This is a genomic window from Acidisoma sp. L85 (genome assembly GCF_009765865.1).
In the GTDB taxonomy this organism is placed as follows: domain Bacteria; phylum Pseudomonadota; class Alphaproteobacteria; order Acetobacterales; family Acetobacteraceae; genus Acidisoma.
In genome coordinates this window covers 1-14,732 of sequence record NZ_LMUQ01000054.1, presented here as the reverse complement: position 1 = coordinate 14,732, position 14,732 = coordinate 1, and the positions used below count along the sequence as shown (strand labels likewise).

Annotated in this window: 13 protein-coding genes and 1 pseudogene; 4 read left to right on the top strand and 10 right to left on the bottom strand. The window is 60.2% G+C overall.

The window, feature by feature from the left end; genetic code table 11:
* The first annotated feature begins 193 nt into the window (after window positions 1-193).
* On the top strand, window positions 194-1,351 hold the full coding sequence (locus GSQ83_RS18060; RefSeq protein WP_158804293.1) for a bifunctional 2-polyprenyl-6-hydroxyphenol methylase/3-demethylubiquinol 3-O-methyltransferase UbiG: 1,158 nt from the start codon (window positions 194-196) through the stop codon (window positions 1,349-1,351).
* Between the two features lie 18 nt (window positions 1,352-1,369).
* Here GSQ83_RS18060 and GSQ83_RS18055 read toward each other — a convergent pair whose 3' ends face one another.
* The 4 genes from GSQ83_RS18055 to GSQ83_RS18040 all read right to left on the bottom strand — a co-directional run bounded on the left by GSQ83_RS18055 (window position 1,370) and on the right by GSQ83_RS18040 (window position 4,456).
* The gene (locus GSQ83_RS18055) at window positions 1,370-2,065 is read right to left on the bottom strand and encodes an MBL fold metallo-hydrolase (protein ID WP_254065770.1); all 696 of its coding nucleotides are present in this window, start codon (window positions 2,063-2,065) and stop codon (window positions 1,370-1,372) included.
* A gap of 22 nt (window positions 2,066-2,087) precedes the next feature.
* Window positions 2,088-3,200: an FAD-binding oxidoreductase gene (locus tag GSQ83_RS18050; protein ID WP_158804292.1), complete on the bottom strand. Its 1,113-nt coding sequence runs from the start codon at window positions 3,198-3,200 to the stop codon at window positions 2,088-2,090.
* Between the two features lie 144 nt (window positions 3,201-3,344).
* Window positions 3,345-3,599 (bottom strand): hypothetical protein, encoded by a 255-nt coding sequence (locus GSQ83_RS18045; RefSeq protein ID WP_158804291.1) that lies wholly within the window; start codon window positions 3,597-3,599, stop codon window positions 3,345-3,347.
* Entirely contained in the window at window positions 3,596-4,456 is an 861-nt protein-coding gene (locus tag GSQ83_RS18040; protein WP_158804290.1) for a DNA/RNA non-specific endonuclease, read from the bottom strand. The genes GSQ83_RS18045 and GSQ83_RS18040 overlap by 4 nt, the downstream gene beginning before the upstream one ends.
* 494 nt (window positions 4,457-4,950) lie before the next feature.
* On the opposite strand from GSQ83_RS18040, the gene GSQ83_RS18035 reads away from it, so the two are divergent.
* Both GSQ83_RS18035 and GSQ83_RS18030 read left to right on the top strand, forming a co-directional pair.
* A complete protein-coding gene (locus tag GSQ83_RS18035) occupies window positions 4,951-6,285 on the top strand; it encodes a YcjX family protein (protein ID WP_158804289.1) in 1,335 nt (444 codons plus the stop codon).
* Window positions 6,282-7,142 (top strand): DUF697 domain-containing protein, encoded by an 861-nt coding sequence (locus GSQ83_RS18030; RefSeq protein ID WP_158804288.1) that lies wholly within the window; start codon window positions 6,282-6,284, stop codon window positions 7,140-7,142. Before GSQ83_RS18035 ends, GSQ83_RS18030 begins: the two co-directional genes overlap by 4 nt.
* A 443-nt stretch (window positions 7,143-7,585) precedes the next feature.
* On the opposite strand, the gene GSQ83_RS18025 is transcribed toward GSQ83_RS18030, so the two are convergent.
* The 5 genes from GSQ83_RS18025 to GSQ83_RS18005 all read right to left on the bottom strand — a co-directional run bounded on the left by GSQ83_RS18025 (window position 7,586) and on the right by GSQ83_RS18005 (window position 12,605).
* Entirely contained in the window at window positions 7,586-8,485 is a 900-nt protein-coding gene (locus tag GSQ83_RS18025) for a sugar kinase (RefSeq protein ID WP_158804287.1), read from the bottom strand.
* The gene (locus GSQ83_RS18020; protein ID WP_158804286.1) at window positions 8,482-9,144 is read right to left on the bottom strand and encodes a carbohydrate ABC transporter permease; all 663 of its coding nucleotides are present in this window, start codon (window positions 9,142-9,144) and stop codon (window positions 8,482-8,484) included. Before GSQ83_RS18020 ends, GSQ83_RS18025 begins: the two co-directional genes overlap by 4 nt.
* Before the next feature lie 152 nt (window positions 9,145-9,296).
* Complete coding sequence (locus GSQ83_RS18015) at window positions 9,297-10,181, bottom strand: carbohydrate ABC transporter permease (RefSeq protein ID WP_158804285.1); 885 nt, start codon at window positions 10,179-10,181, stop codon at window positions 9,297-9,299.
* A gap of 38 nt (window positions 10,182-10,219) precedes the next feature.
* Complete coding sequence (locus GSQ83_RS18010; protein ID WP_254065769.1) at window positions 10,220-11,452, bottom strand: sugar ABC transporter substrate-binding protein; 1,233 nt, start codon at window positions 11,450-11,452, stop codon at window positions 10,220-10,222.
* Window positions 11,453-11,627: 175 nt separating this feature from the next.
* Entirely contained in the window at window positions 11,628-12,605 is a 978-nt protein-coding gene (locus tag GSQ83_RS18005; RefSeq protein ID WP_216850321.1) for a LacI family DNA-binding transcriptional regulator, read from the bottom strand.
* A gap of 196 nt (window positions 12,606-12,801) precedes the next feature.
* Between GSQ83_RS18005 and GSQ83_RS18000 the strand changes: the two genes are divergently transcribed.
* Window positions 12,802-13,689 carry an aldolase gene (locus GSQ83_RS18000; protein ID WP_158804282.1) on the top strand — a complete coding sequence of 296 codons (888 nt, stop codon included), beginning with the start codon at window positions 12,802-12,804 and terminating at the stop codon, window positions 13,687-13,689.
* 668 nt (window positions 13,690-14,357) lie between these two features.
* On the opposite strand, the pseudogene GSQ83_RS30010 reads toward GSQ83_RS18000, so the two are convergent.
* Window positions 14,358-14,732 (bottom strand): annotated as a pseudogene (locus GSQ83_RS30010) (SHOCT domain-containing protein); the annotation flags it as partial.

The window sequence follows — 14,732 nt, the reverse complement described above, 5'->3', positions numbered from 1 at the left end:
GTCCTGCGCGCGATTTCGGCCATCCGGCCTCGGTTCTCTCGGGTCCACATACCGAGCTTGAATCATCCCTCCCCGAGCCGCCACAAGCATTTTCAACGGTCTCTATAAAGACCAGGCCATTCCCGATTATTCCTCGGAAGACAGAGCACGAGGCTCAACGATCTATTATGCGCAGCAGGGTGCAGGACTGTCAGTGTTTATTGACATACTTGCGCGGATACAGAAGCCACCAAATTCAACATATGTCGAGATCGGATGTGGCTTCGGTTTTGGAGTTGATGTCGCTGTCAACGCGATGCGCTGGCAAGGCCGGGGAATGGACCCCGGGAATTTGGCGAAGCTCGGAAAGCAAATGCTGGGCGTCGATATCCAAACAAGCTATTTTAACTCCACAACCGTTCCGGATCACAGTTGCGATGTGGTCATGGCGTCTGAGGTCCTGGAGCACCTAGCAGACCCAGTTGCATTCCTGAGGGATGTTCATCGTAGCCTGAGGCCCGACGGGGTTCTTGCTCTGACGACTCCGGATGTTCAGGCGATCCATCGACCGATCGAAAAGCACGCGCTTCGCGCTACACTGTCGGTAGGATCGCACCTCATCCTGCAAAGCCAAGCGAGCCTCTCAGCCTCCCTGCGAACTGCGGGTTTTCTACATCAAGTTGTTAAGACAAACGGGTGGCGTATCACCGCCTTTGCTTCAGGGGTACCCATGAAGCTAAGAGACGATCCTGACGATCGCCAGTTCCAAGTGACGAGCTATCTTGTTGCTCGTGCCGACGCTCGCGCCTCGCTCGACGACCTCTATTTTGGCTACTCTGGGCGCGCGTTTTTCGAAGCTGTTTCCGGCGCCCAGTGGAGCCTGGCACAGGCGGTCTGGACCAAGCTCGATCCTTCGCTCCAAACTCGTTATGGGATTGCGGTGGACGAAATAGAAGTGCCACCGCCAGACGCCTGGACTACGCCGTTCCACGAATTGCATTCAGTTATGCCGTTCAATCTTCCTGCGATCATGTTGGCGAGAGCTTATCTCAGGCTCAATCTCGGACAGTCCCGCGGTGCAATCATGGATAGCTCCCCAACCAGCCTACGCTGCCGGAAAGTGAAGGGGCGGGCCATCCCAGAAAGCCCAGGCGGGCTGCTTTTGATTTCGCTAACGGACTGGACTAGCATCAAGAGCCTAACGCCAAGCGGCTCCTGCTTGGAAGTGCGGCGTGCTTTTCGCTCGCTGACGTTCGGTGTTTGGAAGCCTGCGGATGATAAGAATTTCGGCTGCTGCTGCCGCCGGAGTTGTCGGTGCGTCGCGTGGAGCTGCTACGCCCAAAATCAGCACGGCCGGAAAATCTTCAGTTAACAAGAGGGGAAAGTTGCGTTAGCGCGTGGGCCTCAGCACGACGATCTGGGGAGCCTCAGGCAGCTGTCCGGGATCAATTGTCAGCGCGCCGCCGTCATGGTGGATGATCAGCCTGTCGGGATGGCGTCCCAGGAATTGGTCCACCGGCTCGATCTTGAGCACGCCGCGCGGGTTCCAGTAATGCATCGGGATGATGATGCGCGGCTCAATAACAGCGACTGCCTGGTCAAGGTCCTCAAGGCCGATCGTCGCGTGGGCACCGGTCAGGGCCAGCAGCACGTCGACCTGGCCGGCCAAGACTTCCAGTGATGCCGGCTCGATCGCGTTGCCAACGTCGCCCATGTGCAGGACTCGCACGCCCCCTATGGTGAAGAGATACATCGCATTGGCATCGGGATCCCGCCTGTAGTCGAAGGTCAGGCTTTCGCTCGTGGGAAACGCCCAAATCGGCACGCCACGCACCGTTATTCCTTTCGGCGGGACGTCTAATAGCGCGTTTACGACGGTCGGCTGATTGCGAACGTGGCTAGGGTCGGAGTGGAACCTGTCTGTCGCAGAGCTCATGATGACGAGATCGGCGGGCTCGTCGATCGGCTCAAAGCCGGGGACCTCGGGCGTGTAAGGGTCGGTGACTATACTCACCTCCGGCGTCTCCAACCGGAAACTCGCATGCGCGTAGAAGGTTATCTTCATCGGCTTGGTCTTCCCGTCCACTTTGAAACAGCCATGGTTTTGGTCAGCAGCGCAATCTTCGAGCGACTTCAACGCGTTTGGGGTCAACGGCCGCGAGGCGGGCGGGATTGAAAGGTGCAAGATCGACCGTGGTCGCCGCCCCGTCCAGGATCAGCTCCGCGATCGCCTCACCGGTGGCGGGCGCGTTGAGGATGCCCCAGACGCTGTGGCCCGTTGCAATGTAAGCGCCGCAGGCGCCTGGGATCGCGCCGATCAGGGGCAATCCGTCGGCCGTTATGGGGCGATAGCAGGCCTGGCTCGCGAGGACAGGGGCCCTCGCTAGGTCCGGAGACATGCGGTCGCACAAGGCTTTCAGCCGGTCGATCGCGCTGTCATCGGGAGCGACGAGGTCAGGATCCATCGGGCTGGGAGACTCACTCGAAATGCCACAGACGTAAGTCGTGCCATCGGCGCGCGGGAAAACCTCCAGTGAGAGCATCGAGCCGACTGGCTCCGCATACTCAAGGAACAGGGCTTCGGGTGGGAATGTCGTGCCGGTTTGGAAGACGAGGCTGTGGCCCTTGAGGCCATACACTGGCGGCAGCGGCAACCACAGCGTCGCCAGTATCGACCATGGTCCCATTGCGATGACAACGGCATCGCCTTCCAGTCTTTCTTCCTCAATCTGCACGCCAACCACGTCGTCCCCGTGGCGTAGCAAGCCCGTGGCTTGGCCGAGGAGCATTCTGGCGCCCCGTTCCTCCGCTGCGCGCATCATGCCGATGGTAAAAGCGGCTGGATGCACTTGCGCCGTCGTGCCGACTGAACCGAGCCGCCCGTCGATCGCAACATATGACGAGATCCATCCTGGCCCGATGCCGCGTGGCGCCCGGGTCGGTGACCGGCCAAGGGTGCCGGCGTAGGTTGTCATCCGACGGTAGCTCCACTCGCCGCTCAGCGCGTCTGCGAGCTCGGCGTGGAGCGTAAAGCTCCGGCGGGCGAGGTGCATGAGGGGTGTGTCATCACACCAGTCGAGAGCCAGAAACCCCCCTGACTTGCCTGACGCGGCGCAGCCGATGGCGCTGCGCTCAACAATGACGACGTCTGCGCCTCTTACGGCGAGGTGGTAGGCAATAGAGGCGCCGATGACGCCCCCACCTAGAATCAGCACCCGCATGCCCGCTCCGTTTCTGTCCAGATCGCTCGCTGCGGGTGGCGCCCGGCTGGCCGCGATGAGATTGTCAGGTCGAGAGGCGGAGTGCGAGACATCTCAAGGGGAGATCGCTCATTAAAATTGCGGCCCAAACTAGAGCAGCAGCGGTCACTGAAAGGGATTGCTTACGGTCTTAGTCGGCGCATAGGGTTCGATGCTGTTCGGCAAGTCGTGTTGGTTGGTCATTAGCCCGACTGCCTTGTCAAGGATGGCCTTCAGAGTGACCGCTTGGGCCAGGCCTTGCTTGTCGCGGGTGAGATCGAGCGATCCATAGAGGGCGATCCGGTTGGTCCCATTTTCGATCGTGAGCTTGCCGATCGACAGCGATGCGGCGTCATCCGCAAAAGGCGAGAAATCACTCATGGGGTGGCTCCAAGTTGGCGAATGATTTGAACCAAGAGGTTCGGCGGCCGTCGGTGGCGTGTATGTTTTGAAGAACCAGTATAAGGGCTGCTGTTTGGTCCGGGGAGCTGCATGGCGACCTGCTTGGCGCGAATAGAAAGTGCAGGGAAGGGGTCAATACCAGTGATCTCGGCGAGCCGGGCAACCGAGATAGCGGAACACTGAGGCGAGGCAGTGTTGGTGCAGATGTAGGCGCCAGCCGTGCCAGCAGCGGGATCGTAGATGGCTTTCCAGATATCGGTCGGCACGAGCACGCTGTCCATCCCGATAGCGTGGATCTCTGAGCCACGAAAGGCAGGGCCGGTGACAACATAGAGGTCACCCTCGCGAACAGCGAGGTCCCGAACGGAACTCTCAATTCCCTCCCATATCCCGCGGTTCAGGTTGCTGGTCTGGGGGACCATATTGGCGAGCGAGAAGCTCTGTTGCTGTGCTTGAGCATCGGGCATGTCGCCGGATGGCGTCATATGGCCTCGATCGTAGCCACCACTTCTCCGGTAATCCTCGAGCTGCGCTTGGTCCGCTTCTGGCAGGCGATCCTCGGGATGAAACACACCTTGGCGTGGCGTCTGGCGAGCGGCTGCGAGGGAATCAACGCTTGGATGTTCGGCGGACCAGATGGCACCGTGAGTAACCCCGGAGGCTATGACGGCATAGGCATCATTGCAGAGGAAGGTGGTCCGTTGGCTAAGCCTGGGATTGAGGAAAATCGGGGGTCGCCCGCTAGGAAAGAATTGAGGACAGGCGACGATTTGAGCGGCAGCGAGGCCAGGTACTGAGAGAGTGAGGAGAATGATGAAAGCGCCAAGAATTTTCATGTTGAGCGATCTGCATATCAGTGCAAACAGTATCGGCGGTCGTGAAACAAGGTGCAAATTGCTCAGAGGCTCGAGTGGGCCATGCAAACCTGGTCTGCAGTGCTCTCGACTTCGCGACCATTTGGCGCCGCCATTGGCTCGGGCCACTCGCTGTCAAAATCGGCCAACTGGTGGGAAGTGAACAGAAAACCGGGCCGGGACTGCTCCCTAGCTTCTCGCGTCGAAGTGACCGTAGTATTGATCCAAGGGCAGGCGCCGCCTGTTTTTGTAGTGATCAGCGGAAGATTACAGTCGCAACGAGCTATTGGAGCGTCGCTTCATCGATGAGAGATGACCAAGACCATTTGGGGACGAAGGAACATCTAGTGAAAGGTGACCCACAAGCCACGACCTTCCAGGTCGTCGGTGTCTAACTTCAGGAGATCCACCGTGAGCCGCTCTCTGCACACCATGATCCGCGCGCGCGGTCTCACAACCGAGTTGATCCAACGATCTTGATCCCCTCCCTAACAGGGTGGACCGGCGGTACCGTTCGTATCGGCGTCACCGGCCTGGCCCGGGCTGGCAAGACAGTTTTCTTAACATCATTGGCGGCGAACCTGCTCGCAATGAGCGCGGGCTTGCCGACGTTGCCGGCACTGTCCGCGCGGATAGGTGGTCGGCGCCTTAGTGTTTCGCTCTCGCAGGCTGGTGCAACTTCAATTCCGCGTTTCGACTACGCGGCTCATCTCGATGCGCTCGCCGGGGAGCCTGCTGCGTGGCCCGCACGAACGGGGGCCGTATCGATGCTGGCGCTTGATCTGTCACTGCCGCGGGCGGGTCCGGCCGCGCAGTTTCCACCTCGAAGGCTTCGGCTGGAGTTCCTCGACTATCCGGGCGAGTGGCTGCTGGACCTACCTCTGCTCCGAATGGATTTTGCTACCTGGTCAGAGGAGATACTCCGTCGGCTGGAGAACCAACCCTTGGCGAAAGAATTCCTCGCCTTTTCCGCGGCGATTCCTTCTGGTGCCTCTGGTGACGAGAGCCTGGCCAGCGCAGGCCACGATCTCTACCGCAGCCTGCTTCGTCGGCTGCGCGACGAGGCGCGCCTGGCTTATCTGCAGCCTGGTCGGTTCCTAATGCCCGCGCCAGGGCCGGAGCCGCCCTGGATCCACTTCTTCCCTCGGCGTGGGCGAGGTGGCCTGGCTAATCTGCTGACCCAACGATATGACGCCTACACAGACGCTGTACGCAGGGACCTATTATCGCCACTGTTCGGCAAGCTCGACCGGCTCGTGGTCTTGGCGGATTTGCTGACCGCGCTTAGCGCGGGGCCGGTAGCGTTTGCTGATACCCATGCGGCACTGGCCGCGGCATCCGGGGCACTGCGCTGGCAATTTTCATGGGTGGAGGCCATCACCTCCTTGCTTTCTCTCCGTCGCCCGGCGCCGGTGATCCGTCGTGTCGCCTATGCCGCGACCAAGGCAGACCATGTCGCCGCCCGGCAGCGCGGCAATTTGCGAGCTTTGATGAAAGCGCTGACGCCGATCGGCGGTGAGATCGTAGGCGCTCATTTCGCATTAGCGTCCGTTCGCTGCACGGAGGATGCTGCTTGGCAATTGGGTGGCCGTAGTGTTTCGGCCGTAAGAGGGCGCGTGGCGGACGAGGGCGTGGGACTGTCGTATCCGGGCGAAGTGCCCGATGAGCCACCGGATGATGCCTTCTGGACTCACGAGTTCTTCGCTTTGCCCGCATTCGAACCGACACGCCTACCGAACGCTCGACGCGTCGGCGTTCCGCAAATTGAGCTAGATGCGTTGCTCACGTTCTTGCTGGACGACGTGCTGTGACTAGCACTCCACGGCTGTTGATCGAGAACCCGGACGCGCCTCGACTTGACCCTGCCATGCCGCTGGCTGGGTCGGATGTGGACTTAGCCCCTCGCACGTCTGGTCTGGCTCTCGCCCTCACGGGTATTGCGATCTTGGCAGTGGGCCTGGCGGCGCTGCAGACCGCCAATTTCGTCGCCAGTCAATTTGACCGCGCCGTCTGGCTAGGTTGGCTGACGCTGGCGGTTGCTTCACTGGGGTTCGGCTTGCTGTTCGCGGCCGTTGGGCGTGAGTTGCGCGGGCTGTTTGCAGTGAGCCAGGTCGATCGCCTGCGCGCCGCTCTGGCCAGTGGCGATGGTCACCGTGTTCATGCCGCAGCCCGGCGCTGGGTTGCGACGCTGCCGGAGGCAGCGACGCTGGTGCCGGCCATCGACGCGGTCAATGATCCGGATGCGATTCTAGCCTTGCTGCGGGCCGGCCCTGCCGCAGCGATGCGTGCCCGAAGTGACGCCCTCGGGCGTGTCGCAGCTCTCCAGATGGCAGCTGGCATCGCTGCCACCCCCGCTCCTGCCTTGGCCGTATTGCTGGTGGCCTGGCGCGGATTGCGGCTCGTGCGACAAGTGGCGGTGCTGCACGGCATGAGACCTGGGCTACTCGGCACGCTGGGTCTAGTGCGCCGGACTATGTTGGCCGCAGGTCTGGTCGCTGGCACGGAGGCAGCGCTCAACGCCGCGGCGCACGCGGCTTTATCTAACCCATTTCTTGCCCACGCCTTCGGCGAGATGGCCGGCGCCGGCGTTGCCGCTCGTCGCATGATCTTGCTGGCGCGCGCCGCCGCCGCGGCATGCAGTCCACTGCCCCCGGTTGGCGAGGAGTAGCTGTTCGGCAACACGCGTGGCCAAGTTTGTTGATCCTGGGAATAAGAGTCTCCGAACATTCCCGACGGGAACGGCCCATGTCGCCTGCAAATCTAATGACGAGGCAGTGCAAAGGATGATCAAACCATTGAGACGGAGCTTTCACGGTAGTGCCAACCAGTTAGGCGATTCGTCGGTGAGGCGAAAGCTCTGATCATTATGAGTCTACAACTTAAGGCTAACGTAAACACGCGAGAAGGATACTTATCGCGTGTTGACGTATGATCTGCTGGCAAGTGCATGCTCATGGAAGTCATGTCGTAGCCTGTTGTGTGCCAGCTTCTGCTCAAAGCTTTTCTCCATCGAAGCTTCGGACATAATTGGCATCCCGACCTGCGACCCGCGTTAAGCGGGCGGACTTGCCGTCCTGTTGTCGCCGAATCCCGGCGCGGAAGATAAACTCGCTAGTTTTGTCGCAGGAACTCTTCGACCTCGCGGCGCGAGGGAAAGCTGGCCCTGCCGCCCTCGCGCCCGCATTTCAGCGCGGCCGTCGCCGACGCAAAACGGAGGGCCACTTCCTCGCCGCAGCCTTCCACCAGGGCCAGGGTAAACGCTCCATGGAAGATATCCCCGGCGCCGACCGTCTCCACGGCGTCAATCTTGAAGGCCGGCATGTGCCGCATGCCGTTCCCATGGCCGAACCACAGGACCCCCCGCTCTCCCAGCGTTACTGCCACGAAAGGAGAGTGGCGAGCAGCCTCGTGGAGGCCTGCCGCAGGGTCACCGGCGCCGAAGAGACTGGCGAGACCAGGTTCCGAGAAGATAGCATGGGACGCCGCGGCAACGGCGGGCAGAGACGACTTGTCGCCAGCACCGTCAGCATCGAGAATGCCCGGAAGGCCTTTCGCGGCCGCAGCCTTAAGGGCGGCGACGGCACCATCAACCCACCGGTTATCTGCGAGGACGGCGTCTCCCGAGGAAATTTCCTGAAGTGGAAGCCAGCCCGGATCAGGGTCGATGGCGCCAGAGCGGTAGAGGATGATCGCCCGGTTGCCCTCACGGTCATTGAGTACGAGGGAGTGCGACGATTGCGCTCCGGTAAACAAACGGGAGAGGCTAGTATCAACGCCTTCGCTCTGCAGGCCGGACAAGATAATGCGGCCTTTGTCATCATCGCCGAGCCGTCCGCACCAGTACGCCTGTGCTCCCAGCCGGCTGACGATCACCGCGGCGTTCGCGGCCATGCCTCCGCCGCTCTCTGCGAAAGAGGTGGCGAGGAATTTTCCATCCACCGATGGCAACTGCTCGACGCCGTAGATGAAGTCTACAACGGCTCCTCCAACACAGACGATTTTGCGGATCACTTCACCGCTCCCGCAAGCAGCTCCTTGACCAGTGAGCGGGAGGCAACCCAGCCAATAAGGAGGACAGGTAGAATCGCCATCACAGCGGCCGCTGACATCCGGGCCCAGCTCTGGCCTTCGGTCGTAAAGAATGACGCCATATAGACCGGAAGCGTGCCGGCCCCCTGCCCGGTCAGGTTGACGGCAAAGAAGAACTCATTCCAGGTCAGGATAAGGAGTAAGAACGCCGTCGTCGCAAATCCGGCCTTGGAGAGAGGCGTGACGATCTTCAAGAAAATCACGCGGTGAGGCGCACCTTCCGACAAGGCGGCCTCAACCAGTTCAAAGGGCACGTCGCGGAAGAAGGACCGCATCAGCCACAAAGCGATGGGGATATTCAGGGCGGTATAAATCACGACGAGACCAAAGAGTGAATCGATGAGGCCCATCCTGGAATAGAGCAGGAAGAGCGGCACGATGACGGCCACCCCCGGCATAAAGCGCGTCGATAGAGCGAAGAACAGCAGGTCGTTCGACTTCCGTCCCGGAAAGAACGCCAGTTTGTAGGAAGCGGGAAGCGCCAGGGCCATGGCCAGCACGATAGATGAAACGACAGCGATAACCGTGTTGCCGAGATAGTGCAGGTAACCACCTGTGAGCGCGCCCCAGTAATGGGCCAATGTCAGAGGGACGAATATGGTTGGGGGGAATGCTATCGCGTCCGACTCGCGCTTGAAGCCGGTGAAGACTGTCCAGATGATGGGGAAACAGAGTCCGAACGCGACGACGAACGTGAGGCCAGAGAGGGCCTTCGCGCGGAGCCTCCGCATAACTAATTCCTCTCCATAAAGGGCCGGACATAGGAGAGGAGCCCGAGTGCCACGGCCGTCGTCATGAACGCCGTGACCAGGCCACCGGCCGCCGCACGGCCGATCTGGTATTGCTCGGTCAGCGTTTTGTAAACGCTGAACATGAGGTTCGTTGTTTCATTTCCCGGACCGCCATAGGTCCCAACGTAGATGGGCCCGAAAACGGGCAGAATCAGGATAGCCTCGATCAGCATGCCCACGCACACGTACGGCACAAGATGAGGCAGGACCACGTACCGGAACTGGTTCCACGTGCCGGCACCGTCCATCCGCGCGGCTTCAATGGTTTCCTGCGACACCGTCTGCAGCCCGGCCAGCAGGATGAGCATCATGAATGGCGCCCACTGCCAGGTAATCATGATGATTATCGCGACTTTTGGTTCGTTGCTGATGAGGTCAACTGGTGGTAAGTCGAAGACGCTCAGGCCATATGTGAGCAAACCGTAGACCGGATTGAGAATCATGGTCTTCCAGATGATAGGATTTACGGTTTCCATCACCAGGAACGGCGCGAACAAAAGCGAATAGGCGAGGCCGCGGCCAAAGGTCAGGCGGTTCACCAGCAGCGCTAGACCTAGCCCGATGAGCATGGTCAGGACGGCCGGAACCACAGTGAAGATGACCGTGTTTTCTATCGCCGTCCTGAACAACGGATCGGTCACGATATAAACGAAATTCCGCAAGCCAACGAACCGCATGGGGCGATTGGGGTAGAGCATATTCCACGAGTAGAGGCTGAAATAGATGGTCGCCAGGAACGGCAGCTGCGTCACGATGATGAGGTAACTCACGGCAGGCAATGTCGCCCAGCGCGAAGGTGCGAGGCGGCCCAAACGGGCCGCACTCATTGTTGTTTCAGCCACTGCCGCCGCCCCCGGTGCGTCCCTTATTTTATGTAGCCGGCATCTGTCATGACCTGGACTGCCGTCGCCTGGGAACGCTTCAACGCTTCATCCACAGTCATGCTGCCAGCAATGACAGCGGAGAAGTTCTGGCCGAAGTCAGCGGCCCATGTCGCATATTCAGGGATGTCTACCTGCGCGGTGCCCGTGTACGGGACCGCGTCCCTCGCGGGTTTAGTGAGGTCGGCACCCTCGATGGCCTTAAGAACTATTGGTGCAAAGGGAGCCGCCGCAACATAGTCGGCCCTGCTATATGTCGAAAGGCGCGTGCCGGACGGGATGCGCAGCGGCCCGTAGGTCTGAGCGACCAGGTTGACGTAGTCTTTTGACGTGGCCCACCGGATGAACTTGAAGGCGGCGTCCTGGTGCTTCGACGTTGCTAGAATGCCAAGCGCCCAGGTGTAGAGCCAGGAGGAACCATTCACCGATCCTTCTGTGGGGGCAAGTGCATAGCCGATCTTGCCAGCTACCTTTGAGCTTTTAGGATCCGCCAGCAAACCAGCCGCCACCGTTGCATCGACCCAGATGGCCGCGTCACCCTGGGACATCAGCGTGAGGGCTTCGTTGAAGCCGACGCTCGTCGCGCCCGGTTCACCGCAGCTCTTCAGCAAATCCACGTAGGCCGTAAAGGCCTTTTTAAACGCCAGGCTTGTTATCTGCGGCTGCCAGTTCATGTCGAACCACTTGGCGCCATAGGAATGCATGAAGGTGATGAAGGGAGCGAGTTGCCCGAAGTCTGGCACGCCTTTCATGACAATGCCGTAGACCCGCGCTTTGGGGTCATTCAGTTTGCAGGCATAAGTGCGGATATCGTCCCAGGTGGGCGCTGGGGGCATCGTCAGTCCGGCCTTCTCGAAGAGGTCCTTGCGATACATCGTAAAGGAGCTCTCGCCGTAGAATGGCAGAGCATAGAGCTGGCCCTTGACGCTAACCGCCGACCGGATGGTCGGGATAATGTCACCGACGTCATACGCGGCCTGTTCGGCGGCTGGCAGCGCCGCGAACATCGGCGTTAGATCAACCAGCCACTTGTTGGTCACCCAGCCCGACTGAACTTCATAGGGGCTTATGGTGGCGACATCGTAGCGCCCACCCTTGACAGCGACGTCTTGCGTTACGTTCTGGCGGAGCACGTTATCTGGGAGAATGACAAATTTGACCGTGACATCGGGATTGGCTTTCTCGAAGACAGGAGCAAGTTGCTGCATCGTCACCATGTCGGGATTATTCACCGACGCGACGGTGACCTCCGCCGCCTGCGCGGCACAGCAGGCAAGAAACGAGATTGTAGCGAGTAGCAGGACTTTCATCGGTATCTCCCAAGGATTTTATGATTTTACAGCCAAGGTCTGCGCCTTTCCGGCCAGCCTCCTTCGGTGCGGGGTGCGCTGCTCAGGTCGAACTCCGCACGGTCAGTTCGAAGGGAAGAATGACTTCCGATTCCCGGCGGGCGGTGTTCTTTTCATTCAGCAGCGACGCGACGGCGGGACCGAAATCCACAGCGGGAACGCGGATGGTGGTCAGCCAAGGTGCGAGCCACGCGTTGATTCCGTTATCGTCGAAACCGACAATGGCGAGACCACCCGGGACACTGACGCCGCGCTCCTGGGCGGCCCTGTAGATTCCGTAGGCAATCATGTCATTTCCGCAGAATATCGCGCGAGGCGGCTGACCCCTGGAGAGCAGCTCACGTCCATGTCCGTATCCAGCTTCAGTCGTCAGTGCGCTTTCAATCTGAATGACCGAAGCGGGGTCGATGCCATGCTCGGCGATCCGGCCAAGAAATCCCTCGAGGCGGCTACGGCTTGCCGAATTTTTTCGGGGACCGTGGATGATGGCGATACCGGTGTGGCCGCGCTCGAGCAGATGGGCCGCAACAGCGCGTCCGGCCGCCTTGTTATCAATGCCCACATAAGGCGCCTTGATAGGCGGCGGAGGACGGCGGTTGATGAATATGAACGGCCTTGCGGTTTGAGCCATCGCCCGGAGCCGTGGTGTATCCATTGCGCCAAGCAGAACAATCCCCCGCGGCCTCAGGCTCTCCGCATCGGCTAGAAGGCGGTCCTGTTGCTCAGGCTTCTCAGCTGTGTTGCAGAGCACCATCGACAGGCCGCCGAGCTGCAGAGCCTTCTCGAGAGACATCGCGACATCGGCGCAGAAATCATTCGTCAGGTCAGGCACCAGGAGGACGACAATCCTCGTTTCCGATTGCCGCAGCGAGCGTCCGATTGCCGAAGGCGTGTAACCTAGCGACCTTGCGGCCTCAATCACACGCTGGGCTGTCTCCGGGGCGACCGAGGCGACCAGGCCGTTCAGCACCCGGGAAACCGTTGCCGTTGAGAGACCACACGCTTCCGCTACGTCGATCACGGTCGGAGGCCTTCCATGGTTTCTCAGTGTTGCCTCCCCCAAACCCATAGCCCTTTCCGGGCCTTCATTGCCTGCAGGAAGCCATTCCAAACAACCAATGTCAACGTTTACATTTAGCTCTGTTCGTCGTGTCATCGTTTACATCGATGTCTAGGTTGCGGTAGTAACTGGAGAAAGCAAGGCGGGAAGCCCGGGGATGATCGCAGTCAGCGCCAAACCGAACCTAAAGCTGCGGAGCCTTGCCCGGCCATCCGGAGCGCTGGCGATGCTGGCGATAGATCAGAGGGAATCCATGCGTGCGATGTTTGCGGAGAAGCAAGCCGCACCGGTTACTAACGACCAGATAACTGGGTTCAAGCTCGCGGCATTGCGCGCGCTAACGCCTATCGCATCCGCCGTCCTCATCGATCGGCCGTTCGCGTGGAAGCGCGCCATAGCGGAAAGCGCGGTCAGCCCGGGGTGCGGCCTGATTGCGGCGATGGACCACTTCATCGAAGGAAGAGGGGAACTCATCACAGACGTCGTCATTGACGAGGCGTTCAATCCGATAGAAATACGGGCCGACGGGGGAGTCGCCTTGAAGCTCCTAATTATCTGGCGTCCCGATGAACCCGCGGAGCGCCGCGTCGCCCTTGCAGACGACTTCATATCGCGTTGCCGCGATGCGGGACTCATCAGCATCATCGAACCTGTTTCACGGAAGCCACATGACGGCCGGACTTGGGATCTCGGGGAGGGCATTCTCGCGGCGGCCAAAGAACTCGGAAATCGCGGCGCGGATCTCTACAAGGCCGAAGTACCGCGTTACGGAAAGGGCGGAGAAGCGGCTGTCCGGGCAGGTTGTGCCGTGCTGACCCGCGTGATCCAGAGTCCGTGGGTCGTGCTGTCCTCCGGCGTCGCCCCGGATGATTTTCCGGTGGCCGTCGAATGGGCGTGCCGTGAAGGCGCCTCCGGGTTCCTGGCCGGGCGGGCCGTCTGGCGGGGCGTGGTTGGCACACCCAATACCGAGGAAGCATTGGTCACCGACGCCGTCCCTCGCCTCCAGGCCCTGTGTGATGTCGTGGATAGGGTCGTATCGGGTTAATGACAGCAGGCCTGCGGCGCGGCGCCAACAAGGCACGACCACGTAACTGTCGCATCAGCGAGCGTAAGCGCCGCGCCAAGTTTTGGTTCCAGTACACTCAGCCTTCTACACTCAGCGCTTCGCGCTCGCCGCGATGCCGCAGGTATTCAGCCAGCATGTGCAGCAATCAAACGTTGTCAGGAGTTTGCCCACAACGCTCAAAAACCCCGGACAGCCTGAGGTCATCGCGGTACACCTGCTTAGCCTCCTCACCGTATCTCAATGAAACCCTGCTCAAGCAGGAGCACCCCCAATGCATGGCGCGGCAGATGCATCCAGGCCCAGGGCTCAGCGTAGGACAGGTCTTCGCTGACGTGTGACCTGGAAAGATACGAGATGGGTATCGATTCAAATTGGACAGGAGTGGTAAAAAAATCAGAGGATGACGAGCCGGCTTAGGCGTTCAGTATCAATCGGCAAGAAACGCGATGTCACCCGAACCGCAGCTTCTGTCACCACGCGGGAAGCTCCGTTATCGCGTGTTGACATCATCGAGCTGGTTCGGTCGAATCACTCGGTTTGCACAACGGCGGCGTATTGGCCAGCCTGCACAAGTTGATGACCATCGAGGTCGTCGTGCAAAGAACTCAGCGCAGAAAGGGTGTTGCAGCGCAAGTCTCGAGCGGGCTTCACGGCGACGGCGTCTTCGCGCGAGCGATTGGAAGGTCTGACGCGCGAATTATTCCGTTTTGACTACTGAAGCTCAACTGCTGGGCCGTGCTCTGCGACTGGGAAACGCCGCTGATCCTGTGGTCACCGCTATCGTATAATGTCACTGTTTCAGCCTGCTTTACTGCGACACGCCTTGCATCCGGGAAGCAAGCGTAGTGCATGCCATTCTGCGATCCAGTTGACGAGGGCTGACCCAGCCCCTCCGGCCACCATGGCTTGGGAGAATCCTCTTCCATTGGCGGCGGTCCGTTGACCTCCTCTGCCTGGCGCGACAGCGCCGTGCAGAGCGCGTTGACCTTGTCCTTCAAGTCTACGTTGAACATGTCACCGAC

Bases quoted from the DNA above. Each gene is read 5' to 3' on its own strand.
- GSQ83_RS18000 (WP_158804282.1), top strand. From the start codon at position 12,802: ATGATCGCAGTCAGCGCCAAACCGAACCTAAAGCTGCGGAGCCTTGCC.
- GSQ83_RS18040 (WP_158804290.1), bottom strand. From the start codon at position 4,456: ATGAAAATTCTTGGCGCTTTCATCATTCTCCTCACTCTCTCAGTACCT.
- GSQ83_RS18010 (WP_254065769.1), bottom strand. From the start codon at position 11,452: ATGGTGACGATGCAGCAACTTGCTCCTGTCTTCGAGAAAGCCAATCCC.
- GSQ83_RS18050 (WP_158804292.1), bottom strand. From the start codon at position 3,200: ATGCGGGTGCTGATTCTAGGTGGGGGCGTCATCGGCGCCTCTATTGCC.
- GSQ83_RS18045 (WP_158804291.1), bottom strand. From the start codon at position 3,599: ATGAGTGATTTCTCGCCTTTTGCGGATGACGCCGCATCGCTGTCGATC.
- GSQ83_RS18015 (WP_158804285.1), bottom strand. From the start codon at position 10,181: ATGAGTGCGGCCCGTTTGGGCCGCCTCGCACCTTCGCGCTGGGCGACA.